This is a genomic window from Pseudomonas sp. E45-MNA-CIBAN-0222, from assembly GCF_040310405.1.
Classification (GTDB): domain Bacteria; phylum Pseudomonadota; class Gammaproteobacteria; order Pseudomonadales; family Pseudomonadaceae; genus Stutzerimonas; species Stutzerimonas stutzeri_AC.
The window spans coordinates 497,059-522,710 of record NZ_JBEOPU010000002.1 but is presented as its reverse complement, the minus strand read 5'-3'; the positions used below and the strand labels follow the sequence as shown (position 1 = coordinate 522,710).

Here is a 25,652-nt window from a genome sequence, read left to right as displayed (position 1 = left end):
AAGCTCATGGAGGGGGCTGGTTGAGGGGGCTCAGTGTGCCAAGGGTGGGGGCGGCTGGCTATTTATGCAGTGTCTCCTTAGCAAGACCCTTCAGCCTTGCGCTTGATGCTTACTACATTGGCCCCTGCGCTTTGCGCGTCGATCGAATCGGCCCAGGCTTGCATCATTTCCCGGCGCTGCTCTAGATAGGTGGCGTGGTTGTAGGTGTCGCGAATTTCGTCATTGTCGCCGTGGGCTAGCTGGCGCTCGATCCAGTCTCGGTTATATCCCCGTCCGTTCAATTCGGTACTCAGCAGATGGCGGAAGCCGTGGCCAGTCTGGCGCCCTTCGTAGCCCATCAGGCGCAGCGCTTTATTGATGGTGTTCTCGCTCATCGGGCGGTCGGGATTTTGCTGGCCCGCAAACACTAGCGGGTAATCGCCCGTGATTTCCTTTAGCTGGCGAAGGATGGCAAGGGCTTGCTGAGGCAGGGGCACCACATGCGGGCGGCGGGCTTTCATGCGTGCTTTCGGAATGGTCCAGGTAGCGCCGTCTAGATCGAACTCCGACCAGGGCGCTTGCCGTAGCTCACCGGGGCGAACGGCTGTCAGCACCAGCAGGCGGATGGCGCAGCGGGTCAGGGTGTTAAGCGTGGTTGATTCAATCTTGCCCAGCAGCTCGGGCAGCTCTGCAAAGGCAACGTGAGGATGGTGACGTGTAGCTTTGGGCGGTGCGGCTACTACGTCCAAATCGGTGGCCGGGTTGGCTTCGACAACGCCACTGGCCAGGCCATAGCGGAATATTTGGTGTAGCCATTGGCGAATCTTGCCTGCGGCATTGAGCTTCCCTCGCGCTTCAACCTTGCGTACCAGATCCACCAGTTCGGGGCGGGTGATGGATTTCACAGGGCGCGCTCCGATATGGGGGAGCATGTCATTGTCCAGGTACAGCTTCGTCTTGTAGGCAGTGCTTTCTGCCCAACGAGGGGCGTTGTAGCTGTACCACTCATGCGCCAATGTCTCGAATGTCACACCATCAACCCGCTGCGCTTGTTTAGCGGCTTTTCTCTCTGCGCTAGGGTCGACCCCCAGGGCAAGCAACTGGCGCGCCTCCTCGCGCTTTTGGCGCGCTTGAGCGAGGCTTACGGTTGGGTAGGTACCAAATGCCAGCCCCTTCTCTTTGCCATTCACTCGAAATTTCAGTCGCCACAGCTTTGATCCGTTCGGCTTGACCAGCAAATACAGGCCGTGGGCATCGCTCAGCTTGTAGTCCTTTTCCTTGGGTTTGGCCGTCTTGATGGCGCTATCGGTTAGCGGCATGGCCGGATCCCTCCGATTCAACGGCCAGCAGAATGGCGCGTACGGCAGCAGTCTGCGAGGGCGTAAGGCTAAGAATCTGCTTCGGCGTCTCTATGGTCAGGGCGTGGTCAAGAGACATGACCAGACGGAAGGCCTTCGCGTGCGCTCTGTTTTTGCTGCGTTCGGCCCGCTCAGCTTTGCGGAGCGCACTCGGGTCGATGCCAGCCTGGATAGTCGCCCGGGCTTCATCGCGTGCTTTGCGAGCCTGCTCCAGCGAAACGCTGGGAAAGGCACCTAGGGATATTTTGTTTTCTTTTCCGCCGAAGCGGTATTTGAGCCGCCACAGCTTGGAGCCGTTGGGTGTGACTTCCAAGAATAAGCCGCTACCCGCTCCTACCTTGTAGGGCTTGTCTTTGGGCCAAAGTGCTGCAAGCGCCTTGTTATCTAGGTTTGCGTCCATGCTGGGGGAACCGTTTTTGACCGAACTGGGGTTCCACCAGATATACCCCCAATTGTTTGGGCTTACAAGGGAAGGGTAGGGAAGTGCAGACAACAAAAAACCCGCACTAGGCGGGCTTCTTGTGGGCTTTCGGGTGATGCTGACACCACCTGAAAACGAAAGGTGGTGCCCAGGGACGGAATCGAACCGCCGACACGGGGATTTTCAATCCCCTGCTCTACCGACTGAGCTACCTGGGCAACGGGGCGCTATTAGACGGATTTGGCTTTTGCCTGTCAAGCGTGGTTCGGAAAAATATTTAATCCGGACGGGCGCTTAGCGCAGCTGACGGTCATTCGCTCGGCGGCACGTAGCCTTCGGCCTTGGCGTAATCCTCGCCGGAGAAGAACTTGTCCATCTCGCCCTGAAGGAACTTGCGGTCCTCGGCGTTCATCATGTTCAGCCGGCGCTCGTTGATCAGCATGGTCTGGTGCTTCTGCCAGTCGTCCCAGGCCTGCTTGGAAATGTTGTTGTAGATGTCTTCGCCTTTCTGGCCTGGAAACGGCGGGCGCTCGAGGCCGGGGAGTTCTTCGTTGTACTTGCGGCAGTTCACGGTGCGGGTCATGTGGTTTCTCCTGCATTCAATTCAGCGGCGGCGCGCTTGAGCAGTGTCTTTACTGGCGCGGCAAGGCCGAGGCGCGGCGGGGTGGCGAGGTTATACCAGAGCCAGTCGGCCTCGGCCACGGCGTCGGGCGCGGACTTGACCCTGATCAGCCAGGGCTCGATAGCCAATTGGAAATGGCTGAATGTGTGGGTTAGGCCTGGCAGCTCGCGGCGCTCCTCGAGCTGCAGGGCATGCCGCTCGGCCAAAGGGTCGAGAGCTGCGAGGTCGTCCAGCTCCGGCAGGCTCCAAAGCCCACCCCACAGTCCCGTCGACGGACGGCGGTAGAGCAGGATGGCGCCGTCGCGATTGGCCAGCAGCGGCATCAGTGTGCGTTTTTGCGGCAGCGCCTTCCGTGGCTTGGGCACCGGGAATTCGGTTTCGCGCCCGAGCAGGTGGGCGCGGCAGCCGTCCTTCAGCGGGCAGAGCAGGCAGCTCGGGCGGCTACGCGTGCACAGCGTGGCGCCGAGATCCATCATCGCCTGGGTGTAATGGTTGACCCGCTGCTGCGGGGTGAAGCGCTCGGCTACCTCCCACAGCTGGCGGGCCACTTTCGGCTCGCCGGGATAACCGTCCTGGGCCACGTAGCGGGCCAGCACGCGCTTGACGTTGCCGTCGAGGATCGGCGCCCGCAGGCCCAGGCTGATGCTGGCTATGGCGCCGGCCGTGGAGCGGCCAATGCCAGGTAGTTCGGCGAGCTGGTCGACATCCGCAGGAAACACGCCGTCATACTCCGCGACAATGAGTTTCGCGGTCTTGTGCAGATTGCGTGCACGGCTGTAGTAACCGAGGCCGGTCCACAGGTGCAGGACTTCATCTTCCTCGGCGGCGGCGAGTGCCTCGACACTGGGCAGCGCGTCCATGAAGCGGTCGAAGTAGCCGAGCACGGTGCTGACCTGGGTCTGCTGCAGCATGATTTCGGACACCCACACGCGGTACGGCGTGATGTTCTGCTGCCAGGGCAGATCCTTGCGGCCGTGGCGGTCGAACCAGTCGAGGACCGCCGCGCCGAACTGCTCGGGACTCATCGGTTGAACAGGCCCTTGAGTGCGTCCTTGAGCTCCGGGCTGACCTTGTCGCCGAGCTTCTCCTCAATCTTCTCGTTGAGCTTTTCACCGGCCAGCCGCGCTGCGACCTTGCCCAGGGCGTCGTTGTCGAAGCGGCAGGCTTTGGCGCCCAGCTCCAGTGGGCCGCGGCAGCGCAGCGGCCATTCGATGCCGACGTAGCGCTCGTTGACCTGGCAGGCCGGGTCCGGCATGGCGCCCTTGTCGCCTTCGATGACGATACCGACGCGGTAGTCCATGCCCAGCGCGCGCAGGTCGACATCGCCGTTGCCGTTGACGGTCAGGCCAGGAATGCTGGCCTTGAGGTCGGGGTTGCTGGCCACGCCGTTGCGCAGGGTCAGATTGCCCTTGAGTTCGCGGAACGGCGTGTCCTTGCTGCGTGGGTCGCTGGCGAGCGGCTTGCGATTGAGCGTCGCAATGGCGCGGCACAGCTGCTGCTCCAGGTTGGCATCGACCAGCACACCGTTGTCGATGATGAAGCCGACCTTGCCGTTGAGGTTGTCGATCCAGGCCTTTTCACTGTTGCCCTGGGTACGCAGGTCGGCATCCAGATTCAACAGGCCCTTGACCACCACTTCTTCGCCCTGGCTTTCCAGAAGACGCTCGACTGGCACGCCGTTGAAGCGGTGCTGCACCGTCAACAGTGGTTGGGGTGGGCGCACGTCGAGGCTGGCAGAGCCATCCAGGCGACCGCCGTACAGCCCGGCGCGCATTTCCTGCAGCGTCAACAGGCCATTGCGGGTGCGTGCCTTGAGGTTGAAGCCGTCCAGCGGGATTTTCATTGCGGTCAGGCTGCCGATGGCCAGGTTGACCTCGGTGTCGAGCTTGCGCAGCTGATCCACCGGCAACACTGAAGCCTGGCTCCAGGCCTGCTGGGTCGGCGCGTTGGGCAGGGGCGTGGTGCCGCTGCCGATCGCACTGGCCTGGGTGCTCTTGACCTCGCTTTTGCGCGCCGCCTCGGCCGCTTGTTCCTTGCTTGGTGGCGCTAGGTAGCGGTCGAGGTTGAGACGATCGCCCTTGAGGTCAACGCGCAGCGCCTGGCGGGCGAAGTCGCTGATGGCGATGCGGCCGGTGAAGGTGCTGTCGTCTAGCTTCAGGGTCAGCTCTTCCAGCGCGATGCTGTTTGGCGTGCCGCTCAGGCGGCTGACCAGTTCGGCCTTGCTCAGCGTAGCGCCATCGGCCATTGCCGGCAGTTTCTGGCCGGTGCCCTGGAGAAACTCGCGCAGGTTGAACTGCGCGACCGTCAATGCGCCGCTGATCTTCGGTTCCTTGTCCAGGTCGCGTGCCTTCAGCTCGCCCAGCCCGCGCAGCTGGTTGGCAGTGAACTTCAGGCTGTTCCATTCGGCGATCTGCGCGGCGAGATCGACCAGCAACTGGCCCTGGGCGCTGAAGGTCAGTGTCTGGCCTTGCAGCGGCTCGCCGGAAGCCTCGCCGGACAGGCGCATGTCTTCGAACTGGTAGCGCTTGAGCTGGTTGTCGAAACGCAGCGCGCCCTGCAGTTCGGTGCGCGCGCGCATCACCGGCTTGTTGCTGCCGAAGAAGGCGTTGAGCTTCACCGGGATCGGGCTGCCTTCGCGGATCGCGCCGGTGGTCAGCTCGATGCTTTCGGCGCTGTACTGTTGGCCGGTCTTGGCGTCGTGGTAGGTGACCCGTGCGTCGCTGACGGTCAGGCTGTCGATGTCCAGGGTCAATGGCTTGCTGCGCGAAGCGGGAGCTGCATCCGGTTCGGTCTGTGGTTCGCTAGCCTCGGCGGTTGGCGCCGGTTGTTCTGCCTGCTTGGCCGGCTGGCCGACGCCTTCCCAGTTGCCGCGGCCCTGCTCGTCGCGACTCAGGGTCAGGTTGAGGCCGTTCACCTTGATATCGCTCATCTGTACTTCGCGGCTCAGCAGCGGCATCACCCGCACCGAGAGGCCGAGCATGCGCAGGTCGGCGAACGGCTGCTCGGGCGTCTGCGCGCTGGCCAGGGTGGTCTCGTGCAGTTCCAGGCCGAGCCAGGGGAACAGGCTCCAGCCGATGTCACCTTTGATGTCCAGTTCGAGGCCGGCCTTGCTGCGTGCCAGGTCGCGGATCTCGTCCTTGTAGTCGTTGGGATCGAATAGGTGCGTCAGGGCGAAGCCTGCCGCCACCAGGATCAGCAACAGCCCGAGAAAGACCAGACCCAGGATTTTGCCGAGCGATTTCATGGACGAGTCCTTGTAGATGAACGATCTGAAAAGTGCCGAGTATAGCCCCGTGCCTGCGCTTGTCGGGAAGGCGGTCGGCTTTGGAGTGGGGCTGGGGGAGCTGGTTCCGCCCCAGGCTGCAGCGCAGGGCAAATACGCCCTGTTGCAGCGAATCAGGCGCGGAAGGGTTGATTGCCGGTAGCAAGGTGGGCTTCAGCTCACCAGCGCAATCTAGAGCGAATCCAGCGGCAGATGTGTACGCGCGGCCAGGGCGCTGGCTTCCAGATGACCGGCCGGAGCCGCCAGGCGCAACGGTTTGCCGGCTTCACTGGCCTGACGCTGGGTCTCCTCCAGCAGCCGGCGGCCGACGCCGCGCTTGCGGGTGAGCTTGCGTACGCACAGGTGTGACAGGCGCCAGGCATCGTCGCCGCGCTGCAGCAGGGCGGCGCCGAGCAGGCGGTCATTGAAGCGCCCGGCGATCAGGCTGCCATCGGCCAGCGCCGCCGCGATCAGCGCTTCGGCGCTGGCATAGGGAGTCAGCAGCCATTCGGGGGCGTCGGCGTAGATTTTCGCCAGATCGGTTAAATCCTGCGGGCTGGGGTGGGTGACGGATTCGACGTAGACGGGCATGGCGACCTTGCGACGGCTGGGCGGAATGCCGGCAAGGATACGCCGAACCGCCGCCAGCGCACGAGACGCCGGCGGTGGGCGCACCCGTCAATGCAGGCGATGGCGCTCGTGGAGAAAACTCAGCACCGCACGGCGGTAGTGGTTGTACTCGGGGTCGTCGGCCAGGGCAATGCGGTCGCGCGGGCGCGGCAGTTTCACCTCGAGGATCTCGCCGATGGTCGCCGAGGGGCCGTTGGTCATCATCACGATGCGGTCGGAAAGCAGCACCGCTTCGTCGACATCGTGGGTGATCATCATCATGGTGTTGCCCAGGTCCTTCTGGATCTTCATCACCTCGTCCTGCAGGTGCGCGCGGGTGAGTGCATCGAGGGCGCCGAACGGTTCGTCGAGCAGCAGCACCTTGGGCTTCATCGCCAGCGCGCGGGCGATGCCGACGCGCTGCTTCATGCCGCCGGAGATTTCCTGCGGATACTTGTTCAGCGCGTGGCTCATGTTCACCAGTGCCAGGTTGTGCTCGATCCAGTCGCGTCGCTCGCGCTTGTTCATGCTGCGCTTGAACAGCTTGTTCACCGCCACTTCGACGTTCTCGTAGACGGTCAGCCAGGGCAGCAGCGAATGGTTCTGGAACACCATGCTGCGGTCCGGGCCAGGGCCGCGGACTTCCTTGCCGTCGAGGATCACGCCGCCGAGGCTGGGGTCGAGCAGCCCGGCGACGATGTTCAGCACCGTCGACTTGCCGCAGCCGGAGTGGCCGATGATGGAGATGAACTCGCCCTTGGCGATGTTCAGGTTGATGTCCTTGAGCACCTGCGAGGCGAGGTTGCCGCGCACGAAACTCTTGTCCAGGTGTTCGATGGAGAGATAGCTCATGGCGTTGCTCCTCAGTTGGCCGGAATGCCGCGGGTGATGCGCTGGCCGACGAAGGCCACCAGGCGATCGAGCACGAAGCCGACCACGCCGATGTAGACGAGCGCGAGGATGATGTCGCTGATGCGCGAGGCGTTCCACGCATCCCAGATGAAGAAGCCGATGCCGACGCCGCCGATGAGCATCTCCGCGGCGATGATCGCCAGCCACGACAGGCCGACGCCGATACGCAGGCCGGTGAAGATGTAAGGCGCGGCGGCCGGCAGCATGATGGTCTTGAAGTACTCGAAACCGTTGAGCTGCAGCACCTGGGCGACGTTGCGGTAGTCCTGCGGGATGTTGCGGATGCCCACCGCGGTATTGATGATGATCGGCCAGATCGCGGTGATGAAGATGACGAACAGCGCCGAGGGATGGCTGTCCTGGAAACCCGCCAGCGACAGCGGCAGCCAGGCCAGTGGCGGCACGGTGCGCAGCACCTGGAAGATCGGATCGAGGCCGCGCATGGCCCAGTCCGACTGGCCAATCAGCACGCCGAGGCCGACCCCAGCGACCACCGCCAGCATATAACCCACCGCAACCCGCTGCAGGCTCGCCAGCAGTTGCCAGGCCAGGCCCACGTCATTGCCGCCATTGTCGTAGAACGGATCGATGATCAGCTCCCAGGTTTCCGCGACCACCTGCGAGGGCGGCGGCAGCGCGGCGTCCGCGCCGGAGCAGAGCATCTCCCAGATCACGCCGAGCACCAGCAGGATCACCAGCGGTGGCACCAGCTGCTGCACAGCGTAGCGGCCGCTGCGCCGAGCCAGTGCGGCGAGGCGGGAAGGGCGGACGATGGACACCGGCTCGGCGCTGGCGGGCTGCAGTTTGACGTTGGCATTCATGGGCTTTTCCTCGCGGGTTGCGGTTATCAGGCCATGGCCTTGATGGTCAGGCTGTCCAGGTAGGCTTGCGGGTTCTCGGGGTCGAACAGCTTGCCGTCGAAGAACTTCTCCACGCCGCGGGAGGTGGAGGTCGGGATCAGTTCGGCGGGCAGGTTCAGCTCGCCGGCGGCGGCGCGCCAGATGTCTTCGCGGTTGACCTTGGCGATCAGTGCCTGGCTGTCGAAGTCGGCCGGCAGGTAGCCCCAGCGCTTGTTCTCGGTCAGGAACCAGAGGTCGTGGCTCTGGAACGGGTAGGAGGCGTGGTCGTCCCAGTAGCGCATCTGCTCGGGATGGTTCTCGATGACCTTGCCGGTGCCGTAGGCGAAGTTGCCCTTCATGCGGTCGACGATGTCCTTGTAGGGCGCGCCGATCCACTTGCGTTGCGAACAGATCTTCGCCACTTCTTCCTTGTTCTCGGCCTTCTCGCAGAACTGCTGGGCTTCCATGATCGCCATGGTCAGTGCCTTGGCCGCGTTGGGGTTGGCGGCGACATAGTCGCTGCGCAGGGCGAAGGCCTTCTCCGGGTGGTTGTGCCACAGCTCGCCGGTGGTGTTGGCGGTGTAGCCGATCTTCTGGTTGATCAGCTGGGCGTTCCACGGCTCGCAGACGCAGAAGGTGTCCATGCTGCCCACCTTCATGTTGGCGACCATCTGTGCCGGCGGCACGACGATGGTGTTGATGTCGGCGTTCGGGTCGATGCCGCCGGCCGCCAGCCAGTAGCGCATCCACAGGTCATGGGTGCCGCCGGGGAAGGTCATCGCCGCACTGACCTTCTTGCCGCTGGCCTTCTTCGCCTCCAGCGCGGCCTTGAATGGCGTGCTGTCGAGGCCGATCTTCAGGTCGCGATACTCCTCGCCGACCGAGATGCACTGGCCGGACAGGTTCAGCCGCGCCAGGATCGACATGGGTACTGGCTGGTTGTTCGGCGTGACGATGCCGGCGCTGATCAGGTAGGGCATCGGTGTGAGGATGTGCGCGCCGTCGATGCCGTTCTTCGCCGAGCCGAGCACCAGGTTGTCGCGGGTGGTGCCCCATGACGACTGCTTGAGTACTTCGACCTCGGTCATCCCGTACTTGGCGAAGAAGCCCTTCTCGGCGGCGACGAACAACGGCGCGGCGTCGGTCAGGGCGATGAAGCCGAGCTTGGCCTTGGTGGTTTCCACGTCACCGCCCGCCGCCCAGGCGGCCGAACGCATGCCCAGGGACATGCCGCCGAACAGGGCGACGCCGCTGGCGGCGATGATCGAATGCTTGAGAAAGCTGCGGCGCGAGGCCAGCGTTACGCTGCTGGGCTGGTCGTTGTTCGGCTTGTCGGTCATGGTCCGTTTTCCTTTGGGCGAAAAAAAACGGCGCCACACCGCCCGGCTGAAGCCGGAGAGCGTGGACACCGTTGTCCTGATGAGGAGTTGTGAAAGCCGAAGGATCCGGCCTTGCCTGAGCTTTGCGAAAGCTGTGCCAGAACTGCTCCGGCGGCACCGGGCGGGTGCGGTCGCGGCATCGAATCGGCGGGAGGTTTCCATTGAATCAAGCACTTGCGGTGGTGCCGCACACCGAGCGCGACCAGTTCCGTGATTGGCTTGATCAAGATGAATTGCGCTTGGCGATCCTGCGGGGCTGGCGGCGCATGCACATCCGCGGGGCAGGCGGGCTGTGCTGATGGTGCGGCGTGCCTGTTTTCAGTGCCTGGAGCGCTGGCCCAGGGTGCGGGCCGGGGCGCGCTCGGCGGGCTGTGCCAGTGCCAGTAGGCGCTGGGCGACCTCCTCCAGGCGCAGGCCCTGGTTCATTGCCGCCTGGCGCAGCCAACTGTAGGCCTCGCCCTCGGAGAAGCCCTGCTGGCGCATCAGCTGCTGCTTGGCGCGCTCGACCTGCTTGCGCTCGTCCAGCGCCTGACGCGCCTCGCGCAACTCTTCATTGAGGCCCTGCAGGCGCACGCTCTGGGTTAGCAAGAGTTCCAGGGTCGAGCGCGCCACCATCGCGGTCATGCCGTCCGGCGGTGGCGCGTCAAGGTCGCTGGCCTGCACACTGAACAGCTTGGCCTGCTCGGCGGCGGCGTGCATGTCGGCGATGCCGTCTAGCAGCTTGCGATGGCTCTGCAGGTCCTTGCGGATACGCTCGATGCTGTACCGGCACTGTTGCAACAGATCCTGCTCCAGGCGCGTCTCGACCTGCTTCATTGCGTCGATGCGGTGCGTGTGCAGCTCGAACCAGAGCTCGCACAGCTGCGGTTCGACCGCCGCGCCGGGGCTGGTACGGCGGGCGATGTCACGCAGGCGGCAGGCGTTGATGTTCGTCTCGCTGGCGCACAGCGCTTGCCATAGCGCCTGCGCTGCCGGGCTGGCGAAGCGGCTGAAGGTGGCGAAGCAGCGCTCCTGGCCTTCGAGCAGGTGCTCCAGGCGCTCCAGCATGTCTGCGCGGAAATAGCCGCTGGCGAAGCCGACCACACCGAGCGCGCGCTCCTGGCCGGCCAGTTCCTTGCCCTGCATGAAATTGAACAGCGCCACCAGGCAGCGGGTGATGTCCGGATCGGCGGCGGTGTCGGCCGCCTCGAACACCACTGCCAGCAGCCCGCCGATCAGCCGCACCAGTGTCGCCGTGGCGTCCTGCATGCTGATGGCGTGCTCGCGGATGCGCCGGCGCAGCGCCGGCAGCTCGTCGAGGCTGTGCAGGGCATAGGCGATGCGGGTGAACAGGCGGGTCTTCTCGGCGCTGCTGACGGCGTCCAGATCGATGCGATCCAGATCCAGGCGTACGTCGCGCTCCAGCGCCTCGGCTTCCAGGCTGAGCACGTCCAACTGCTGGCGCTGATGGGCGGCGTTGCCGCTGAGGTAGATGTTCGAGTAGCCGCGCTCCTTCTGCAGCGCGTGCACCAGCTGGCTGATACGGGTGACCAGTTCGCAGGTGCGCGCCAGGTCCTCCAGGCCGAGCAGTTCGCTGCGCCGGGACGCCAGCATGAAGCGCAGGGTCGCAGGCATTTTCCGTCCGTGCATTGGGCGGCACCTCCGCGGGTTGACGCGCAGGTTCCTGCAAGATGCAGTCCAGTAAGCCCGGCGCGTATCCGTGCTGCGGCGTTTGCGCCTATAATGTGCCCCTTTTCGCCCACGATCAGCGGAGCTGTTGATGTCCGAACGTACGGCTTACGTAGAGCGCAACACCCTGGAAACCCAGGTTAAGGTCACCATCAATCTGGATGGCACCGGCAAGGCGCGCTTCGCCATCGGCGTGCCCTTCCTGGAGCACATGCTCGACCAGATCGCCCGTCACGGGCTGATCGACCTGGATATCGAGTGCAACGGCGACCTGCACATCGACGACCACCACACCGTGGAGGACGTCGGCATCACCCTCGGCCAGGCCTTCACCAAAGCCATCGGCGACAAGAAAGGCATGACCCGCTACGGGCATTCCTATGTGCCGCTGGACGAGGCGCTGTCGCGCGTGGTGATCGACTTCTCCGGGCGCCCGGGGCTGACCATGAACGTGCCCTACACCCGCGCGGTGGTCGGCAAGTTCGACGTCGACCTGTTCCAGGAATTCTTCCAGGGCTTCGTCAATCACGCCCTGGTGACCCTGCACATCGACACCCTGCGCGGCATCAACACCCACCACCAGATCGAAACCGTGTTCAAGGCCTTCGGCCGCGCGCTGCGCATGGCTGTCGAACTCGATCCGCGCATGGCCGGGCAGATGCCGTCCACCAAAGGGTGCCTGTAATGCAGACCGTTGCCGTCATCGACTACGGCATGGGCAACCTGCACTCGGTGGCCAAGGCGCTGGAACACGTCGGCGCTGGCCGCGTGCTGATCACCAGCGATGCGCAGGTCATCCGTGAGGCCGACCGCGTGGTGTTCCCCGGCGTCGGCGCGATCCGCGACTGCATGGCCGAGATCCGCCGGCTGGGCTTCGACGAACTGGTTCGCGAAGTCAGCCAGGACCGCCCGTTCCTCGGTATCTGCGTCGGCATGCAGGCGCTGATGGAGCGCAGCGAGGAGAACGACGGAGTCGACTGCATCGGTCTGTTCCCCGGTCAGGTGCGCTTCTTCGGCAAGGACCTGCACGAGGACGGCGAGCACCTGAAGGTGCCGCACATGGGCTGGAACGAGGTCAAGCAGGTGGTCGACCATCCGCTCTGGCACGCGATTCCGGACAATGGCCGCTTCTACTTCGTGCACAGCTACTACATCGAGGCCGGCAATCCGCGGCAGGTGGTCGGTCGCGGCCATTACGGCAACGACTTCGCCGCCGCGCTGGCCGATGGCTCGCGCTTCGCCGTGCAGTTCCACCCAGAGAAGAGCCACACCCACGGCCTGCAGCTGCTGCAGAACTTCGCCGCCTGGGATGGTCGCTGGTAAATGAGCCGGGCCAAGCTCAAACCGCCGGTCCTGACGCTGGATGCCGCTCAGGAGCAGGCGGCGCAACAGGTCATCAAGCGCTTTCTGGAAGAGCGGTTCGAACTCGAGCTGGGCTCATTCGAGGCGCAGGAGGTGCTTGATCTGTTCGCCCGGGAAATCGCACCGCTGTATTACAACAAGGCGATCTTCGACGTGCAGAGCGACCTTAAGGAACGGTTCGAGAGCATCGAAAGCGACTTGTGGGCGCTCGAGAAGAGCTGACCCTTAACCGACATTTGATTTGAACAGGTTCAAGCCATGCTGATTATTCCCGCTATCGATCTCAAGGACGGCGCCTGCGTGCGTCTGCGTCAGGGTCTGATGGACGATGCCACGGTGTTTTCCGATGACCCGGTGGCCATGGCCGCCAAGTGGGTCGAGGCCGGCTGCCGCCGCCTGCATCTGGTCGACCTCAACGGCGCCTTCGAAGGCCAGCCGGTCAACGGCGAGGTGGTCACCGCCATCGCCAAGCGCTACCCGGACCTGCCGATCCAGATCGGTGGCGGCATCCGCACCCTGGAAACCATCGAGCACTACGTGCGCGCCGGCGTCAGCTACGTGATCATCGGCACCAAGGCGGTCAAAGAGCCGGGGTTCGTCACCGAGGCCTGCCGCGCCTTCCCGGGCAAGGTCATCGTTGGCCTTGATGCGAAGGACGGCTTTGTCGCCACCGATGGCTGGGCGGAAGTCTCCAGCGTGCAGGCGGTCGATCTGGCGCGCCGCTTCGAGGCCGATGGTGTCTCGGCGATCGTCTACACCGACATCGCCAAGGACGGCATGATGCAAGGCTGCAACGTCGAGGCCACCGTGGCGCTGGCTAACGCCAGCCGCATCCCGGTGATCGCTTCTGGTGGCATCCACAACATCGGCGACATCCAGAAGCTGCTCGATACCAACACACCGGGCATCGTCGGCGCCATCACCGGCCGGGCAATCTACGAAGGCACGCTGGATGTGGCCGAGGCGCAGGCGCTCTGCGACCTGAAGTACAAGGACGAGTGATTCGCTGATCTGCGGTGGATCGGTGAAGCGTGATCCACCCTACACGCTACTTGCAGCTTGAAGCCTGCGGCTTGAAGAAGCTGCTTTCGGAGAAAGCCATGGCCCTGGCCAAACGCATCATTCCCTGCCTCGACGTGGACAACGGCCGCGTGGTCAAGGGCGTCCAGTTCGAGAACATTCGCGACGCCGGCGACCCGGTGGAGATCGCCCGCCGCTACGACGAGCAGGGCGCCGACGAGATCACCTTCCTCGACATCACCGCCAGCGTCGACAACCGTGACACCACCCTGCACACCGTCGAGCGCATGGCCAGCCAGGTGTTCATCCCGCTGACCGTCGGTGGTGGGGTCAGGACCGTGCAGGACATCCGCAACCTTCTCAATGCGGGTGCCGACAAGGTCTCGATCAACACCGCCGCGGTGTTCAACCCGGATTTCGTCGGCGAGGCCGCGGACCGCTTCGGCTCACAGTGCATCGTCGTCGCCATCGACGCGAAGAAGGTGTCCGCGCCGGGCGAGCCGGGTCGCTGGGAAATCTTCACCCATGGCGGGCGCAAGCCTACCGGCCTGGATGCCGTGGCCTGGGCGAAGAAGATGGAAGACCTCGGCGCTGGCGAAATCCTGCTGACCAGCATGGATCAGGACGGCGTGAAGAGCGGCTACGATCTCGGCGTCACCCGCGCCATCAGCGAAGCGCTGTGCATCCCGGTGATCGCCTCCGGTGGCGTCGGCAACCTGCAGCACCTGGCCGATGGCATCCTCGATGGCAAGGCCGATGCGGTGCTGGCCGCGAGCATCTTCCACTTCGGCGAATACACCATTCCGGAAGCCAAGGCCTACCTGGCTGCCCGCGGCATTGTGATGCGTTGATCCCAGCCGGTAGCTGAACAAGGCTTAATACTCGATACAAGGAACCGTCCGCGGCTTTTGCGGATGCACTCAGGAGACTTCACGCATGATCAAGACCATCGCTTCCCTTGCCGCTGCGGCGCTGCTGTTCGGCGCCACGCTTGGCCACGCGCAGACACCGGTGAAAATCGACCTGCTGACAGAGAATTTCCCACCCTACAACATGGCGGATGATGGCAAGAACTTCGCTCGTGACGAGAACATCACCGGCATTGCTGTGGATATCGTGCGCGAGATGTTCAAGCGCGCCGGCATCGATTACAGCCTGACGCTGCGCTTTCCCTGGGAGCGTATCTACGGCATGGCGCTGAAGCAGCCGAACTACGGGGTTTTCGTCACGGCGCGCCTGCCCGAGCGCGAAGAGCTGTTCAAGTGGGTTGGTCCCATCGGCCCGGACGACTGGGTGTTGCTGGCTCGTGGCGACAGTCCGATCAACCTGACCAGCCTGGATCAGGCGCGCCAGTACAACATCGGCGCCTACAAGGGTGATGCCATTGCCGAGCACCTGGACGGACAGGGGCTGCAGCCGCAGCTCGCCCTGCGCGATCAGGAGAACGTGAAGAAGCTGATCGACGGCAAGATCGACCTGTGGGCCACTGGTGATCCCGCTGGCCGCTACCTCGCCCGCCAGGACGGTGTGACCGGACTCAAGCGCGTGCTGCGTTTCGACAGTGCCGAACTGTACCTGGCGCTGAACAAGCAGATCGCCGACGAGACGGTGCAGAAGCTGCAGAAAGCGCTCGACCAGATGCGTAGCGAAGGTGTGATCGACGAGATCAACGCCCGCTACCTCTGAGCCTTCCGTAGTCGGCGCATCTCCTGCGCCGACTTTCTCGGTGATGACGGTGCGCCAGTAGCGTGCACCGATCCTCCTGCACGCGCGGTCGTGGCGCATGCACGCTTCCCTAATTCAGCGGGCGCTCAGCCGCTGGCGCCGCGGCGCTTCGCTGGTTCGCATCTTGCTTTGGACAGCCCCCGGCTCTGGCTCGCGGAGGGGTGGGCCAGGGAATCGAGAAAAAGGGAGCGATCCATTCAAGCGAATCATTGCCGTCGTCTTGCTGCTGCTCTGTGCTCACGCGCACGCGGCGCTGCCTGACGACTACCGAGTCGTGCTGCTGACCGAGAATTTTCCACCATTCAACATGGCTGAGGACGGCAAGAACTACGCCGCCGACGCGCGCATCCACGGCATCAACGCCGACATCGTGCGCGAGATGTTCCGCCGCGCGAATATCCGCTACGAGCTGACCCTGCGCTTTCCCTGGGATCGCATCTACAAGCAGGTGCTCGAACAGCCGGATCAGGGGCTGTTCTCCACCACCTTCACGGCCGAGCGCGAGCAGCAGTTCAAATGGGTCGGCCCGTTGGCGAGCATCAGCTGGGTGCTGCTGGCGCCCGCCGACAGTCCTCTGCGCCTGACCGGGCTGGAGCAGGCACGCGACCTGCGCATCGGTGCCTACAAGAACGATGCGGTCAGCCAGCATCTGGAGGGCAAGGGCCTGGCGCCGATCAACTCGCTGCGTGATCAGGAGAACATCGGCAAGCTGCTCAAGGGTCAGATCGACGTCTGGGCCACCGCCGATCCGGTCGGACCCTACCTGGCCAAGCAGGAAGGTGTGACCGGCCTGAAACCGGTGCTGCGTTTCAATGAAGCGCGGCTGTTCCTCGCGCTCAACCGGGCGACACCGGACGAGGTCGTTGAGCGTCTGCAGCGGGCGCTGGATGCGATGCGTGCTGACGGCACGGTGGATGCGATGCTGCGCCGCTATCTCTGAAGCTCAGCGGTAGACGCCGCCACGACCATGGGCGGCCATCGCGCGGTTGCTGCGGGTGGCGATCATCTGCCCGACATCGACCCATTCGATGCCCTGCGCCGAGAGGCGCGGCAGTTCGCGTTCGAGCACGGCCAGCGTGCTCTCGTGGGGATGACCGATGATGACGACCGAGCCTTGCTTGCGCGCCAGCGCGACTGCCGTGTGGAAGCGTTCGGCTACCGCGGACGGTGAAGGATCGTCATCGAGAAAGATGTCCCGCGACAGGCTGGCCAGTGCCGTGCGTTGGGCGCTGGCGGCGGCCACGGTGCGCGGGCTGGTGCGGCTGTCGAGAAAGAACAGGTGGCGGCGCTGCAGTTCGCCCATCAGCCAGGTCATGGCCTGTATCTGATCGGTCATGGCGCTGCCCATGTGGTTGTTCAGCCCGCTGGCATGCGGTACCGCCGCAAGCGCTGCGTCGAGACGGCGCGCCAGTTCGTCATGAGGTAGTTGGGGATGCCAGGCGAAACGGCCTTGGGCAGGCGACATCGGCATGTGCAGCATGACGGTCTTGCCCGCGCGATGGGCCTGCTCGGCCAGCGTGGCTGCGTGGCGGGTGTCCGGCAGGATCGCCAATGCCACCGGGCCCGGCAGTTGCAGCACGCGGCGGTCGCGTGCCGGGTTCTGCCCGAGGTCGTCGATTATCAGGGTCAACCGCGGACGCGGGACATGGTCCGGCGTGGCTGCGGGCTCGCTGGCATACAGCGCCTGGCTGGCGAGCAACACCAGCAGCGCCAGCCCTGCTATCCAGCCTGACATCTTCACTGGCCGCGGGTGAGGTTCAATCCCTTGAGCAGATTCAGGGCCTGGCCGAGCTGGTAGTCATCGTCCTGCGGGCGCGGCGAGTCGCTGGCGATCTGGGTGGCGGTGGGACGGTCCGGACCGCCGTTGCCGTTGCCCAGGTGGCCAGCAAGATCGGCCTCGCGGAAGCCATCGGCGGCCTGCTCGCGGGTCAGCTTGGCACGCTCGACCTTGATGTCCGGCTCGATGCCCTGGGCCTGGATCGAGCGGCCGTTGGGGGTGTAGTACAGCGCGGTAGTCAGCTTCAGTGCACGATCGTTGTTCAGCGGCAGCACGGTCTGTACCGAGCCCTTGCCGAAGCTGTCGGTGCCCATCACCACACCGCGCTTGTGATCCTGCAGTGCGCCGGCAACGATCTCGGAGGCCGAGGCGCTACCGCCGTTAATCAGCACGACCAGCGGCACACCTTCGCTGGCATCGGCCGCGTCAGCATTGAAGCGCAGCTCGGAGTTGGCGATACGGCCCTTGGTGTAGACGATCAGGCCCTTGGTGAGGAAGTGGTCGGAAATCTCTACCGCCGCCTGGAGTACGCCACCGGGGTTGTTGCGCAAATCCAGCACCAGACCGTTCAGCTTCTTGCCTTCGTTGTCTTTCTTCAGCTTGGCCAGCGCCTTGCCAACTTCCTCGCCGGAGTTGACCTGGAACTGGGTAACGCGCAGATAACCGTAGCCCGGCTCGAGGATCTGGCTGCGCACGCTACGCACTTTGATGATCGCGCGGGTGAGCTTCACGTCGAACGGCTGGCCGCCCTCGCGCACCAGCGTCAGGTTGATACTGCTGCCCGGCTTGCCGCGCATCTTGCCGATGGCATCCATCATCGACAGGCCCTTGGTCGGTTGGCCGTCGATTTTGACGATCAGGTCGCCGGCTTCGATGCCGGCCTTCGATGCCGGGGTGTCGTCGATCGGCGAAACGACCTTGATGAAGCCGTCTTCCATGCCGACTTCGATACCCAGGCCGCCGAACTCGCCGCTGGTGCTTTCCTGCAGTTCGGCGAACGCCTCGGGTTCCAGGTACGCGGAGTGGGGGTCGAGATTGCTGAGCATGCCCTTGATGGCATTTTCCAGCAGCGTCTTGTCATCCACCGGCTCGACATACGCCGCCTTGATGCTGTCCAGCACCTCGGCAAAGGTACGCAGCTCTTCCAGCGGCAGGGGCGCCTTGGCGCTCGGCGCCGCCGTCTCCGCCGGTGGCTGCTGAGCCCAGGCGCCGCCCTGCATCCCCAGCAGTATGGCCAGGGCGAGCGTGGATGGGCGGGCGAAACGGCGCAGGTGCAACATGTCGAACTCCAGTTATGAGAGGGCGCGCTTGGCGATACGGGCGGCTCGGCAGGACCGAACGCCGCAACTCGCTAGCCTTGCGCGCGACACCATTGGGCAGGATCGCTGGGGCGGCCCTGCTGCCGAATGGCGAAATACAGTGCGGCAGTTTCCTGGCCGCCGCTGGTGCCTACCGTGGCAATCGGGTCACCGGCCTTGACGATGTCGCCAGCGTCACGCAGCAAGCTCTGGTTGTGACCATACAGGCTCAGGTAGCCATTGCCATGGTCAAGAATTACAAGCAGGCCGGCGCCGCGTAGCCAGTCAGCGAATACTACCCGTCCGCCATGCACGGCACGGACCTGAGTGCCAATGCTGGCGCCGATCAGCACGCCGTCCCACTTGGTTCGAGCGTCGCCGCCGCGCGGAGTGCCGTAGCGGGCGACGAGACGTCCATCGACTGGCCAGGGGAGCTTGCCTTTGGCCTGGGAAAACGGCCCGCCAAAGCTGCCGCCGGCACTGGACACCGTAGGCCCGTTCGGCGCTGGTGTCGGTGCTGCCCCTGCCGCCTGGCGCTGCTGCTCCCGCTGACGCTCGGCAAGCAGCGCGCGCTGCCGTGCTTGTTCGGCTTCACGCGCCTGGCGCGCCAGGGTTTCCTCGATGGTCTTGAGCACACGCTCGAACTGGGCCTGCTCCTGGCGGCGTGCCTGCAGTTTCTGCTCACGGCTGGACAGGTCGCTGTTGAGCTTGGCGAGTGCCTGTTGACGCTCCTTGCGTACCTCGGCGAGCTGGTCGCGGCGCTCGATCAGGCCATCCTTCTTTTCCGCCAGAAGAGCCTGCTCCGCCTCGATATCGGTTTCGACATTGGCCAGCTGGCGCAATGTCTCGTTGAAGCTGTCTAGCTGCTCGAGCCGTGCCTTGTTCAGGTAGTCGTAATAGGTGATGGTGCGGCTGAATTTTTCCGGATTCTGCTGGTTGAGCAGCAGTTTGAGGTACTCCTGGCGACCGTTCTGGTAGGCGGCTCTGGCCTGCAGGCCGATCAGGCGCTGCTGTTCCAGGCGTGCGCCTTCGAGGGTGGTCTTCTCCTCGTTGAGGCGTTCCAGTTCCGCCTCGCTGCGGTCGATTTCCTGCTGCAGGGTGTCGACCTGTTTCTCCAGCTGTCCCATCTCGCTTTCAGTGGTTTGCAGCTGCTTCTGAACGCCGGACTTCTGCTGTTCGATCTGCTTGAGCAGCTTCTGCAGTTCGTTGATGTCCTGGCGGGCTGCTTCGATCTGCTGCCGCGCTGCGGCACGATCGTCCGCCACGGCAGGACCGAGCAGGCAGAGGAGGGCGAGGGCGAGAAAAGTACGGGGCATTGGAGGGTGTCAACCGAGCGTTATGACCGGCGTAGTATGCCTAAAAAGCAAGCTGGAAGCTTGAAGCCTGTAGCGGGAAACGGCGGCTGACGCCGTTTCCCGCCTGGGCGATCAGTTCAGCTCGACGATCGAGCGGCCAGTCATCTCTGGCGGTACCGGCATGCCGAGCAAGGTCAGCATGGTCGGGGCGACATCGGCCAGCACGCCGCCTGCGCGGATCGAGACGTTGCGCTTGCCGATATAGATGAAAGGCACCGGTTCACAGGTATGCGCGGTGTGCGCCTGGCCGGTCATGACGTCTTCCATCTGTTCGACGTTGCCGTGGTCGGCGGTGAGCAGCGCCTCACCGCCGACCTTGTCCAGCGCCTCGACGATGCGCCCGACACAGCTGTCCAGGCACTCCACCGCCTTGACCGCGGCATCGAACACGCCGGTATGGCCGACCATGTCGCCGTTGGCATAGTTGACCACGATGACGTCGTAGCGCTGATTCTCGATGGCATCGACGATGCGGTCGGTGACCTCGGGCGCGCTCATTTCGGGTTTCAGGTCGTAAGTGGCGACCTGAGGCGACGGGATCAGAATGCGTTCCTCGCCCGGGAAGGGTTCTTCGCGGCCACCGGAGAAGAAGAAGGTGACGTGGGCGTATTTCTCGGTTTCGGCAATGCGCAGCTGGGTCTTGCCGTTGTTGGCCAGGTATTCGCCGAGCACGTTGGTCAGCGCTTCCGGGGCAAAGGCTGCCGGCGCGGGAATGCTCGCGGCGTACTGGGTGAGCATGACGAACTCGGCCAGTTGCGGCACCCGTGCACGCTCGAATTCCTTGAAGCCGGGTTCGACGAAGCAGCGGGTGAGTTCCCGAGCGCGGTCGGCACGGAAGTTCATGAACACCACGGCATCGCCATCTTCGACACGCACCGGCTCGCCGATGGTGGTCGCTTTGACGAACTCGTCACTTTCGCCACGCTCATAGGCGGCAATCAAACCATCCACGGCGTAGTCGGAGTGGTGCTCGGCCTTGCCCTCGACGATCAGCTCGTAGGCCTGTTGTACGCGATCCCAACGGTTGTCGCGGTCCATGGCGAAGTAGCGCCCGATCAGGCTGGCGATACGCCCCTTGCCCAGGCGCGTGAAGGTAGCCTGGAGCAGTTCGATGGAGTGCTGTGCGCTCTTCGGCGGGGTGTCGCGGCCGTCAAGGAAGGCGTGCAGGTAGATTTTCTCGGCGCCGCGCTGGGCCGCCAGCTCGGCCATGGCGACCAGATGATCCTGATGGCTGTGCACGCCACCGTCGGAGAGCAGGCCGAGGATGTGCACCGCCTTCCCCGCACCTACGGCTTTGTCGACGGCGGCACAGATAGTCGGATTGGCGAAGAACTCGCCGTCGCGGATCGCCTTGGTCACGCGGGTGAAGTCCTGATACACCACACGGCCAGCGCCCAGATTCATGTGTCCGACCTCGGAGTTGCCCATTTGCCCGTCCGGCAGGCCAACGTCCATGCCGCTGCCGGAGATCAGCCCGTGCGGCTGACTGGCCAGCAGGCGGTCGTAGACTGGCTTGCGCGCAGCATGGATGGCGTTGAAGTCGGGACTGTCGCTGTGCCCGAAGCCATCGAGAATGATCAGTACCAGGGGTTTGGGCACGGCATTAGGTGCGACAGGCATGCTTTCGGGCTCCTTGCGCGGGGCGGAAAAGGGCGGTCAGTCTACTGGCTGACCAGGATGAGGTCACGATTCATCAGGGTTCAGCCGGTAGGAGGGCCTGTGTATACTGGCCCGCATTTTATCGTCCGGGTACCCGTTGATGCTCGCTAACCTGATTGAATTTGTCTCTAACCACTATGTACTCAGCAGCCTGTTCGTCGTGCTGTTGATCCTTTTGTTCATCACCGAGACACGCAAGGGTGGCAAGAGCCTGAGCAATCGCGAACTGACGGCACTGGTCAACAGTGACGAGGGCGTGGTGTTGGACGTGCGCGCCAAGAAGGAGTTCGACGCCGGCCATATCGTCGATGCATTGAACATTCCCTACGAGAAGCTGGTCAGCCGCACAGGCGAGCTGGAAAAGCACAAGGCCAAGACCATCATCGTGGTCGATGCCATGGGGCAGCACGCCGGAACGGCCTGCCGTGAGCTGCAGAAGGCAGGCTTCACAGCCGCCAAGTTGTCGGGAGGGATTTCCAGCTGGCGCGGCGACAATCTGCCAGTGGTCAAGTAATCATGCCCAACGTCGTCATCTATACCACCGCCTGGTGCCCGTTCTGCATTCGCGCCAAGGCGTTGCTCGATCGCAAAGGTGTCGCCTACGAGGAAATCCCCGTGGATGGCAATTCATCCCTGCGCGCCGAGATGGCCAGCAAGGCCGGGCGCACGTCGGTACCACAGATATGGATTGGCGATCAGCACGTCGGCGGCTGCGATGAGCTGCATGCTCTGGAGCGCAGTGGACGTCTCGACCCTATGCTGCAGGCCTGAGTGCCGGCGCGGGGCCGCTAACAAATCAAACGACACGCACAAAGAAGGTTGCAGAAATGACCGAACAAGCTAACAACGGCGGCGCAGCATCGCAGACCGAGCAGGGCGCGCAATTCTCCCTGCAGCGCATTTACGTCCGCGACCTGTCCTTCGAAGCGCCGAAGAGCCCGGAAATTTTCCGTCAGGAATGGAATCCGAGTGTCGGGCTGGATCTGAATACCCGTCAGAAGGCGCTGGAAGGTGACTTCCATGAAGTCGTGCTGACTCTCTCGGTTACCGTGAAAACCGGCGAAGAAGTCGCCTTCATCGCCGAAGTGCAGCAGGCCGGGATCTTCCTGATCAAGGGTCTCGAAGCTGCGGCCATGAGCCACACGCTCGGCGCGTTCTGCCCGAACATCCTCTTCCCGTACGCCCGTGAGGCGCTGGACAGCCTGGTTACCCGCGGATCGTTCCCGGCACTGATGCTGGCTCCGGTGAATTTCGACGCACTCTACGCCCAGGAAATGACGCGTATGCAGAGCGCCGGCGAAGCGCCCAGCACCGCTCACTGATCCGGCGGCTGAGACTGCGCAGGAAGTCTACTGCTTCCTGCGCAATCCCTCGGCGGGTCAGCGCACCTGCACGACCAGCTTGCCGACCGCCTTGCGCTGCCCCAGCGTAGCAATGGCTTTGCCGGTGTCCTGCAAAGCGAAACGTTGCGACACCAGCGGCTTGAGCTTGCCCTCGGCATGCCAGGTGAACAGCTGGCGGAAATTCGCGGCGTTGTCCTGTGGTTGGCGCTGAGCGAAGGCCCCCCAGAACACACCGATCAATGCTGCTCCCTTGAGTAGCGGCAGATTGGCCGGCAGTGCCGGAATGTCCCCCCCCGCTGCAAACCCTACCACCAGCATGCGGCCGTTCCAGGCGATGCTGCGGAAGGCTTCCTCGAAAAGCTCACCGCCCACCGGGTCGTAGATCACGTCCACGCCCTGACCCCCAGTGAGTTCTTTCAGGCGCTCCTTAAGGCCGACTTCGCTGTAGTTGATCAGCTCGTCGGCGCCAGCGTTCTTCGCCACTTCCAGCTTCTCGGCGCTCGAGGCGGCTGCGATCACCCGGGCGCCCATGGCCTTGCCTATCTCCACGGCGGCCAGGCCGACCCCGCCGGAAGCGCCCAGCACCAGCAGGGTCTCGCCGGGCTGCAGATTGGCGCGCTGCTTGAGCGCGTGCATCGAAGTGCCGTAGGTCATGCTGAAGGCGGCGGCGATGTCGTATTCCATGCTCGGCGGGATCGGCAGGGCATTGCTGCCGGCGACTGCTACCTGTTCGGCGAAGCTGCCCCAGCCGGTGAGCGCCATGACCCGGTCGCCGACCTTGAGGTGGCGGACCTTCTCGCCTACTGCGGCGATCACGCCGGCCGCCTCGCCACCGGGCGAGAAGGGGAACGGAGGTTTGAACTGGTATTTACCCTCGATCATCAGGGTGTCGGGAAAATTGACCCCGGCCGCATGCACGTCGAGCAAAATCTCGCTCGGCTTCAGTTGCGGGGTAGGGGCATCCTCGATAACCAGACTCTCGGGCGGACCGAAGCTTTTGCACAGAACGGCTTTCATCGCATTTCCTTGTTCGACTGGTCGAGCGTGTGGCGCTCGACGATGGATGGCTCGACTGCTCAGGACCATTCAGTCTAGGAGCACTGTGCAGCAGGGCAATCAGCATCGCTCGCTGTAATGGCAGCGTATAAGTGGCAGGCGGTTGCGCAATGGGCTTGGGTGCACTGCGGCTACTGGTTATGCTGGCGCAGGTTTCCCTTGGAGCAGTGCCTGTGAAGTATTTGATCGCCGTGTTTTTCAGCCTTGCCTTCGCACTGCCGGCCCTCGCGGAAGAGCCTGCGGACGCCGCCGCCCCGCAAACCCTCTACTACGCTCTGGTGCCCGCCATGGTCGGGAACTACGGCTCCGGCGACCGGCTGAAGTACTACAAGGCCGACGTCGCACTACGCATTTCAAGCAAGGAGGTGGAAGATCGCGTCAAGCACCACGAGCCGCTGATTCGTCATCAGCTGGTGATGCTTTTTTCCGAGCAGACCGATGAAACGCTGGGCGGCCCGGAAGCCAAGGAGCAGCTGCGTCAGGAGGCGCTGAGGCAGGTCCGCGAAGTGCTGGAGCAGGAAGAGGGCGCACCGCTGGTCGATGATCTGCTGTTCAATAACCTGATCATCCAGTAGCTCAGCGCAGCGCCAGGATCGCCTGCCATTCTCTTTCGCTGACCGGCATTACCGACAGCCGACTGCCTTTCTTCACCAGCGCCAGTTCGTGCAGTTCAGCCTGCGCTTTCAGGCGCGCCAGCTTCAGCGGCGCTGCGAAGGCTTCGACGAATTCGACATCGACCGCACTCCAAGGATTGGCCTCGCTGTTGGCCTTGGCGTCGTGATAATGGCTGGAAGGATCGAGCGCGCTGGGGTCGGGGTAGGCGCTGCGGCTGATTCGGCCGATCCCGGCGATTCCTGGCTCGGCGCAACTGGAGTGATAGAAGAAGAACTGATCGCCTTCCTGCATCTGGCGCATGAAGTTTCGCGCCTGGTAGTTGCGTACGCCATCCCAGCGTCCATGGCCCATTTCTTTCAGGTCCAGGATGGAAAATTCGTCCGGTTCGGACTTCATAAGCCAATAAGGCATGAACCTTGCTCTCCTGTAAGGCGGTTCGATCAGACCATGATGGCAAAATCTCCGACAGTCGGCTGCAATACCTGTTTGCGCGGTGCCGATGCTTCACGGAAAATGCCGCGGCTGTAAGGTGGCCTATCGAGTCCTAGAACGATAAATCACACCGACTCGACGCAAGCATTTCGCCTGGTAGGGGGAGGCGAACACAAAATGAAACGTAAGCCCGATATTCTGTGGATTTTGGTCTTCATCTTTGGTCTGGGTGTAGTCACTACTGGCTATACGCAGAGCCTGTGGGAGCAAGCTGACGGCGCCGCCGGCATGGCTCCGGTCATTCAGGTGCAACAAGCCCAGCATCGCTGAGCAGGTGCCGCAAGGACGCGGCCTTAAATTATTCGACGTACCAGCCCTGGTCCGTCACTGTGCCTTGAATCGGTACGTCCCAACTCTCCAGCGGCAATTGATCGACTCTCTGACACTCGTGGGCCAAGCCCAATAATGTCGGTTTGTGACTTTTTTTGCGCATCGCGCGGTAGGCCAGGCTGCGGTCATAGAAGCCGCCCCCCATCCCCAGGCGCCCTCCCTTTCCGTCGAATCCGACCAATGGCATCAGCAGTAGGTCGAGCGCCCAGACGCGTCGTTGTCGGGCGGACCGGATAACCGGTTCGAAAATGTCGAAACGGTTTCGGCGCAGTCTTTCGCCGGGCTTGATGCGCTGAAATACCATGCGCGTTCGTGGCCAGGGGTTCAGAACTGGAAGGTAAGTCGCTTTGCCGCGTCTCTGAGCGGCACGCAGAAGCAGGCCCGGATCGATTTCGCCATCGTTGGGCAGGTACAGAGCAATATGCCGGGCGCGACGGAACACAGGGTGCTGAGCCAACTGCCGATAAAGGCGGCTAGCGGCAAGACGTTGCTGCGCGGGAGTGAGCTGTCGCCTGGCTTGGCGCAGCTTGCGGCGTAGCGCCGGGCGCGAAAGGCCTTCGGCTACGATCAT

General features: G+C 63.6%; 30 protein-coding genes and 1 tRNA gene. 13 read left to right on the top strand and 18 right to left on the bottom strand.

The genetic code is table 11. From position 1 onward, the window contains the following. Positions 1-77: 77 nt before the first annotated feature. The 10 genes from AAEZ08_RS05415 to AAEZ08_RS05370 all read right to left on the bottom strand — a co-directional run bounded on the left by AAEZ08_RS05415 (position 78) and on the right by AAEZ08_RS05370 (position 9,342). Positions 78-1,298, bottom strand: coding sequence for a tyrosine-type recombinase/integrase (locus AAEZ08_RS05415; protein WP_500123865.1), 1,221 nt, complete (start codon positions 1,296-1,298; stop codon positions 78-80). Then, complete coding sequence (locus AAEZ08_RS05410; protein WP_500123864.1) at positions 1,282-1,737, bottom strand: Arm DNA-binding domain-containing protein; 456 nt, start codon at positions 1,735-1,737, stop codon at positions 1,282-1,284. Before AAEZ08_RS05410 ends, AAEZ08_RS05415 begins: the two co-directional genes overlap by 17 nt. A gap of 163 nt (positions 1,738-1,900) precedes the next feature. Then, positions 1,901-1,976 (bottom strand) — tRNA-Phe (locus AAEZ08_RS05405). 92 nt (positions 1,977-2,068) lie between these two features. Further along, complete coding sequence (locus AAEZ08_RS05400; RefSeq protein ID WP_003280779.1) at positions 2,069-2,341, bottom strand: oxidative damage protection protein; 273 nt, start codon at positions 2,339-2,341, stop codon at positions 2,069-2,071. Continuing rightward, complete coding sequence (gene mutY / locus AAEZ08_RS05395) at positions 2,338-3,405, bottom strand: A/G-specific adenine glycosylase (protein WP_003280775.1); 1,068 nt, start codon at positions 3,403-3,405, stop codon at positions 2,338-2,340. The genes AAEZ08_RS05400 and mutY overlap by 4 nt, the downstream gene beginning before the upstream one ends. Beyond that, complete coding sequence (locus tag AAEZ08_RS05390; RefSeq protein ID WP_500123863.1) at positions 3,402-5,624, bottom strand: AsmA family protein; 2,223 nt, start codon at positions 5,622-5,624, stop codon at positions 3,402-3,404. Before AAEZ08_RS05390 ends, mutY begins: the two co-directional genes overlap by 4 nt. Positions 5,625-5,834: 210 nt before the next feature. Continuing rightward, positions 5,835-6,233 carry an aspartate 1-decarboxylase autocleavage activator PanM gene (panM, locus tag AAEZ08_RS05385; protein ID WP_500123862.1) on the bottom strand — a complete coding sequence of 133 codons (399 nt, stop codon included), beginning with the start codon at positions 6,231-6,233 and terminating at the stop codon, positions 5,835-5,837. An 87-nt stretch (positions 6,234-6,320) separates the two neighbouring features. Further along, complete coding sequence (locus AAEZ08_RS05380; RefSeq protein WP_041015037.1) at positions 6,321-7,103, bottom strand: ABC transporter ATP-binding protein; 783 nt, start codon at positions 7,101-7,103, stop codon at positions 6,321-6,323. An 11-nt stretch (positions 7,104-7,114) separates the two neighbouring features. Next, complete coding sequence (gene ntrB, locus AAEZ08_RS05375) at positions 7,115-7,984, bottom strand: nitrate ABC transporter permease (protein WP_500123861.1); 870 nt, start codon at positions 7,982-7,984, stop codon at positions 7,115-7,117. A gap of 26 nt (positions 7,985-8,010) precedes the next feature. Next, complete coding sequence (locus tag AAEZ08_RS05370; protein ID WP_156244926.1) at positions 8,011-9,342, bottom strand: CmpA/NrtA family ABC transporter substrate-binding protein; 1,332 nt, start codon at positions 9,340-9,342, stop codon at positions 8,011-8,013. A 200-nt stretch (positions 9,343-9,542) separates the two neighbouring features. On the opposite strand from AAEZ08_RS05370, the gene AAEZ08_RS05365 reads away from it, so the two are divergent. Then, a complete protein-coding gene (locus tag AAEZ08_RS05365) occupies positions 9,543-9,680 on the top strand; it encodes a hypothetical protein (protein WP_160320987.1) in 138 nt (45 codons plus the stop codon). A gap of 19 nt (positions 9,681-9,699) precedes the next feature. Here the strand turns inward: AAEZ08_RS05365 and AAEZ08_RS05360 are convergent, their stop codons facing one another. Continuing rightward, positions 9,700-10,995, bottom strand: coding sequence for a nitrate regulatory protein (locus AAEZ08_RS05360; RefSeq protein WP_177333425.1), 1,296 nt, complete (start codon positions 10,993-10,995; stop codon positions 9,700-9,702). Positions 10,996-11,140: 145 nt separating this feature from the next. Between AAEZ08_RS05360 and hisB the strand changes: the two genes are divergently transcribed. From hisB to AAEZ08_RS05325, 7 genes are all read left to right on the top strand, one after another. Beyond that, a complete protein-coding gene (gene hisB / locus AAEZ08_RS05355) occupies positions 11,141-11,734 on the top strand; it encodes an imidazoleglycerol-phosphate dehydratase HisB (RefSeq protein ID WP_500123860.1) in 594 nt (197 codons plus the stop codon). After that, a complete protein-coding gene (hisH, locus tag AAEZ08_RS05350) occupies positions 11,734-12,372 on the top strand; it encodes an imidazole glycerol phosphate synthase subunit HisH (protein ID WP_003282884.1) in 639 nt (212 codons plus the stop codon). The genes hisB and hisH overlap by 1 nt, the downstream gene beginning before the upstream one ends. Then, on the top strand, positions 12,373-12,633 hold the full coding sequence (locus AAEZ08_RS05345) for a DUF2164 domain-containing protein (RefSeq protein WP_500123859.1): 261 nt from the start codon (positions 12,373-12,375) through the stop codon (positions 12,631-12,633). 36 nt (positions 12,634-12,669) lie between these two features. Continuing rightward, positions 12,670-13,413 carry a 1-(5-phosphoribosyl)-5-[(5-phosphoribosylamino)methylideneamino]imidazole-4-carboxamide isomerase gene (gene hisA / locus AAEZ08_RS05340; RefSeq protein WP_014818633.1) on the top strand — a complete coding sequence of 248 codons (744 nt, stop codon included), beginning with the start codon at positions 12,670-12,672 and terminating at the stop codon, positions 13,411-13,413. A 98-nt stretch (positions 13,414-13,511) separates the two neighbouring features. Further along, positions 13,512-14,282, top strand: coding sequence for an imidazole glycerol phosphate synthase subunit HisF (gene hisF / locus AAEZ08_RS05335; RefSeq protein WP_003282881.1), 771 nt, complete (start codon positions 13,512-13,514; stop codon positions 14,280-14,282). Positions 14,283-14,367: 85 nt separating this feature from the next. Then, complete coding sequence (locus AAEZ08_RS05330; protein ID WP_003282879.1) at positions 14,368-15,117, top strand: substrate-binding periplasmic protein; 750 nt, start codon at positions 14,368-14,370, stop codon at positions 15,115-15,117. A 259-nt stretch (positions 15,118-15,376) separates the two neighbouring features. Further along, positions 15,377-16,096, top strand: a complete 720-nt coding sequence (locus tag AAEZ08_RS05325; RefSeq protein ID WP_500123858.1) for a substrate-binding periplasmic protein — start codon at positions 15,377-15,379, stop codon at positions 16,094-16,096. A 3-nt stretch (positions 16,097-16,099) separates the two neighbouring features. Here the strand turns inward: AAEZ08_RS05325 and AAEZ08_RS05320 are convergent, their stop codons facing one another. From AAEZ08_RS05320 to gpmI, 4 genes are all read right to left on the bottom strand, one after another. Beyond that, complete coding sequence (locus AAEZ08_RS05320; RefSeq protein WP_500123857.1) at positions 16,100-16,891, bottom strand: divergent polysaccharide deacetylase family protein; 792 nt, start codon at positions 16,889-16,891, stop codon at positions 16,100-16,102. Between the two features lie 2 nt (positions 16,892-16,893). After that, a complete protein-coding gene (locus AAEZ08_RS05315) occupies positions 16,894-18,213 on the bottom strand; it encodes a S41 family peptidase (protein ID WP_500123856.1) in 1,320 nt (439 codons plus the stop codon). Positions 18,214-18,284: 71 nt separating this feature from the next. Then, complete coding sequence (locus AAEZ08_RS05310) at positions 18,285-19,547, bottom strand: murein hydrolase activator EnvC family protein (RefSeq protein WP_483031409.1); 1,263 nt, start codon at positions 19,545-19,547, stop codon at positions 18,285-18,287. 111 nt (positions 19,548-19,658) lie between these two features. Beyond that, positions 19,659-21,206 (bottom strand): 2,3-bisphosphoglycerate-independent phosphoglycerate mutase, encoded by a 1,548-nt coding sequence (gene gpmI, locus AAEZ08_RS05305; RefSeq protein WP_483031410.1) that lies wholly within the window; start codon positions 21,204-21,206, stop codon positions 19,659-19,661. Between the two features lie 139 nt (positions 21,207-21,345). Between gpmI and AAEZ08_RS05300 the strand changes: the two genes are divergently transcribed. From AAEZ08_RS05300 to secB, 3 genes are read left to right on the top strand one after another with little or no spacing between them, the layout of a single operon-like run. Beyond that, the gene (locus AAEZ08_RS05300) at positions 21,346-21,759 is read left to right on the top strand and encodes a rhodanese-like domain-containing protein (protein ID WP_003282873.1); all 414 of its coding nucleotides are present in this window, start codon (positions 21,346-21,348) and stop codon (positions 21,757-21,759) included. 2 nt (positions 21,760-21,761) lie between these two features. After that, positions 21,762-22,016: a glutaredoxin 3 gene (grxC, locus tag AAEZ08_RS05295; RefSeq protein ID WP_003282871.1), complete on the top strand. Its 255-nt coding sequence runs from the start codon at positions 21,762-21,764 to the stop codon at positions 22,014-22,016. 56 nt (positions 22,017-22,072) lie between these two features. Beyond that, a complete protein-coding gene (gene secB / locus AAEZ08_RS05290; RefSeq protein WP_003282870.1) occupies positions 22,073-22,567 on the top strand; it encodes a protein-export chaperone SecB in 495 nt (164 codons plus the stop codon). A 57-nt stretch (positions 22,568-22,624) separates the two neighbouring features. Here secB and AAEZ08_RS05285 read toward each other — a convergent pair whose 3' ends face one another. Next, the gene (locus AAEZ08_RS05285; RefSeq protein WP_500123855.1) at positions 22,625-23,605 is read right to left on the bottom strand and encodes an NADPH:quinone oxidoreductase family protein; all 981 of its coding nucleotides are present in this window, start codon (positions 23,603-23,605) and stop codon (positions 22,625-22,627) included. 230 nt (positions 23,606-23,835) lie between these two features. On the opposite strand from AAEZ08_RS05285, the gene AAEZ08_RS05280 reads away from it, so the two are divergent. After that, on the top strand, positions 23,836-24,219 hold the full coding sequence (locus AAEZ08_RS05280) for a flagellar basal body-associated FliL family protein (protein WP_181066047.1): 384 nt from the start codon (positions 23,836-23,838) through the stop codon (positions 24,217-24,219). Between the two features lies 1 nt (position 24,220). Here AAEZ08_RS05280 and AAEZ08_RS05275 read toward each other — a convergent pair whose 3' ends face one another. Further along, complete coding sequence (locus tag AAEZ08_RS05275; RefSeq protein WP_500123854.1) at positions 24,221-24,670, bottom strand: EVE domain-containing protein; 450 nt, start codon at positions 24,668-24,670, stop codon at positions 24,221-24,223. Between the two features lie 198 nt (positions 24,671-24,868). On the opposite strand from AAEZ08_RS05275, the gene AAEZ08_RS05270 reads away from it, so the two are divergent. After that, complete coding sequence (locus AAEZ08_RS05270) at positions 24,869-25,021, top strand: hypothetical protein (RefSeq protein WP_003282866.1); 153 nt, start codon at positions 24,869-24,871, stop codon at positions 25,019-25,021. A 28-nt stretch (positions 25,022-25,049) separates the two neighbouring features. Here the strand turns inward: AAEZ08_RS05270 and AAEZ08_RS05265 are convergent, their stop codons facing one another. After that, positions 25,050-25,652, bottom strand: coding sequence for a 5-formyltetrahydrofolate cyclo-ligase (locus tag AAEZ08_RS05265; protein ID WP_181066033.1), 603 nt, complete (start codon positions 25,650-25,652; stop codon positions 25,050-25,052).

Excerpts from the sequence above, each read along its gene's own strand:
- AAEZ08_RS05415 (WP_500123865.1), bottom strand. The coding sequence starts at position 1,298 with ATGCCGCTAACCGATAGCGCCATCAAGACGGCCAAACCCAAGGAAAAG.
- AAEZ08_RS05410 (WP_500123864.1), bottom strand. The coding sequence starts at position 1,737 with ATGGACGCAAACCTAGATAACAAGGCGCTTGCAGCACTTTGGCCCAAA.
- AAEZ08_RS05400 (WP_003280779.1), bottom strand. The coding sequence starts at position 2,341 with ATGACCCGCACCGTGAACTGCCGCAAGTACAACGAAGAACTCCCCGGC.
- mutY (WP_003280775.1), bottom strand. The coding sequence starts at position 3,405 with ATGAGTCCCGAGCAGTTCGGCGCGGCGGTCCTCGACTGGTTCGACCGC.
- AAEZ08_RS05390 (WP_500123863.1), bottom strand. The coding sequence starts at position 5,624 with ATGAAATCGCTCGGCAAAATCCTGGGTCTGGTCTTTCTCGGGCTGTTG.
- panM (WP_500123862.1), bottom strand. The coding sequence starts at position 6,233 with ATGCCCGTCTACGTCGAATCCGTCACCCACCCCAGCCCGCAGGATTTA.
- AAEZ08_RS05380 (WP_041015037.1), bottom strand. The coding sequence starts at position 7,103 with ATGAGCTATCTCTCCATCGAACACCTGGACAAGAGTTTCGTGCGCGGC.
- ntrB (WP_500123861.1), bottom strand. The coding sequence starts at position 7,984 with ATGAATGCCAACGTCAAACTGCAGCCCGCCAGCGCCGAGCCGGTGTCC.
- AAEZ08_RS05370 (WP_156244926.1), bottom strand. The coding sequence starts at position 9,342 with ATGACCGACAAGCCGAACAACGACCAGCCCAGCAGCGTAACGCTGGCC.
- AAEZ08_RS05360 (WP_177333425.1), bottom strand. The coding sequence starts at position 10,995 with ATGCCTGCGACCCTGCGCTTCATGCTGGCGTCCCGGCGCAGCGAACTG.
- hisB (WP_500123860.1), top strand. The coding sequence starts at position 11,141 with ATGTCCGAACGTACGGCTTACGTAGAGCGCAACACCCTGGAAACCCAG.
- hisH (WP_003282884.1), top strand. The coding sequence starts at position 11,734 with ATGCAGACCGTTGCCGTCATCGACTACGGCATGGGCAACCTGCACTCG.
- AAEZ08_RS05345 (WP_500123859.1), top strand. The coding sequence starts at position 12,373 with ATGAGCCGGGCCAAGCTCAAACCGCCGGTCCTGACGCTGGATGCCGCT.
- hisA (WP_014818633.1), top strand. The coding sequence starts at position 12,670 with ATGCTGATTATTCCCGCTATCGATCTCAAGGACGGCGCCTGCGTGCGT.
- hisF (WP_003282881.1), top strand. The coding sequence starts at position 13,512 with ATGGCCCTGGCCAAACGCATCATTCCCTGCCTCGACGTGGACAACGGC.
- AAEZ08_RS05330 (WP_003282879.1), top strand. The coding sequence starts at position 14,368 with ATGATCAAGACCATCGCTTCCCTTGCCGCTGCGGCGCTGCTGTTCGGC.
- AAEZ08_RS05320 (WP_500123857.1), bottom strand. The coding sequence starts at position 16,891 with ATGTCAGGCTGGATAGCAGGGCTGGCGCTGCTGGTGTTGCTCGCCAGC.
- AAEZ08_RS05315 (WP_500123856.1), bottom strand. The coding sequence starts at position 18,213 with ATGTTGCACCTGCGCCGTTTCGCCCGCCCATCCACGCTCGCCCTGGCC.
- AAEZ08_RS05310 (WP_483031409.1), bottom strand. The coding sequence starts at position 19,547 with ATGCCCCGTACTTTTCTCGCCCTCGCCCTCCTCTGCCTGCTCGGTCCT.
- gpmI (WP_483031410.1), bottom strand. The coding sequence starts at position 21,206 with ATGCCTGTCGCACCTAATGCCGTGCCCAAACCCCTGGTACTGATCATT.
- AAEZ08_RS05300 (WP_003282873.1), top strand. The coding sequence starts at position 21,346 with ATGCTCGCTAACCTGATTGAATTTGTCTCTAACCACTATGTACTCAGC.
- grxC (WP_003282871.1), top strand. The coding sequence starts at position 21,762 with ATGCCCAACGTCGTCATCTATACCACCGCCTGGTGCCCGTTCTGCATT.
- secB (WP_003282870.1), top strand. The coding sequence starts at position 22,073 with ATGACCGAACAAGCTAACAACGGCGGCGCAGCATCGCAGACCGAGCAG.
- AAEZ08_RS05285 (WP_500123855.1), bottom strand. The coding sequence starts at position 23,605 with ATGAAAGCCGTTCTGTGCAAAAGCTTCGGTCCGCCCGAGAGTCTGGTT.
- AAEZ08_RS05275 (WP_500123854.1), bottom strand. The coding sequence starts at position 24,670 with ATGCCTTATTGGCTTATGAAGTCCGAACCGGACGAATTTTCCATCCTG.
- AAEZ08_RS05270 (WP_003282866.1), top strand. The coding sequence starts at position 24,869 with ATGAAACGTAAGCCCGATATTCTGTGGATTTTGGTCTTCATCTTTGGT.
- AAEZ08_RS05265 (WP_181066033.1), bottom strand. The coding sequence starts at position 25,652 with ATGATCGTAGCCGAAGGCCTTTCGCGCCCGGCGCTACGCCGCAAGCTG.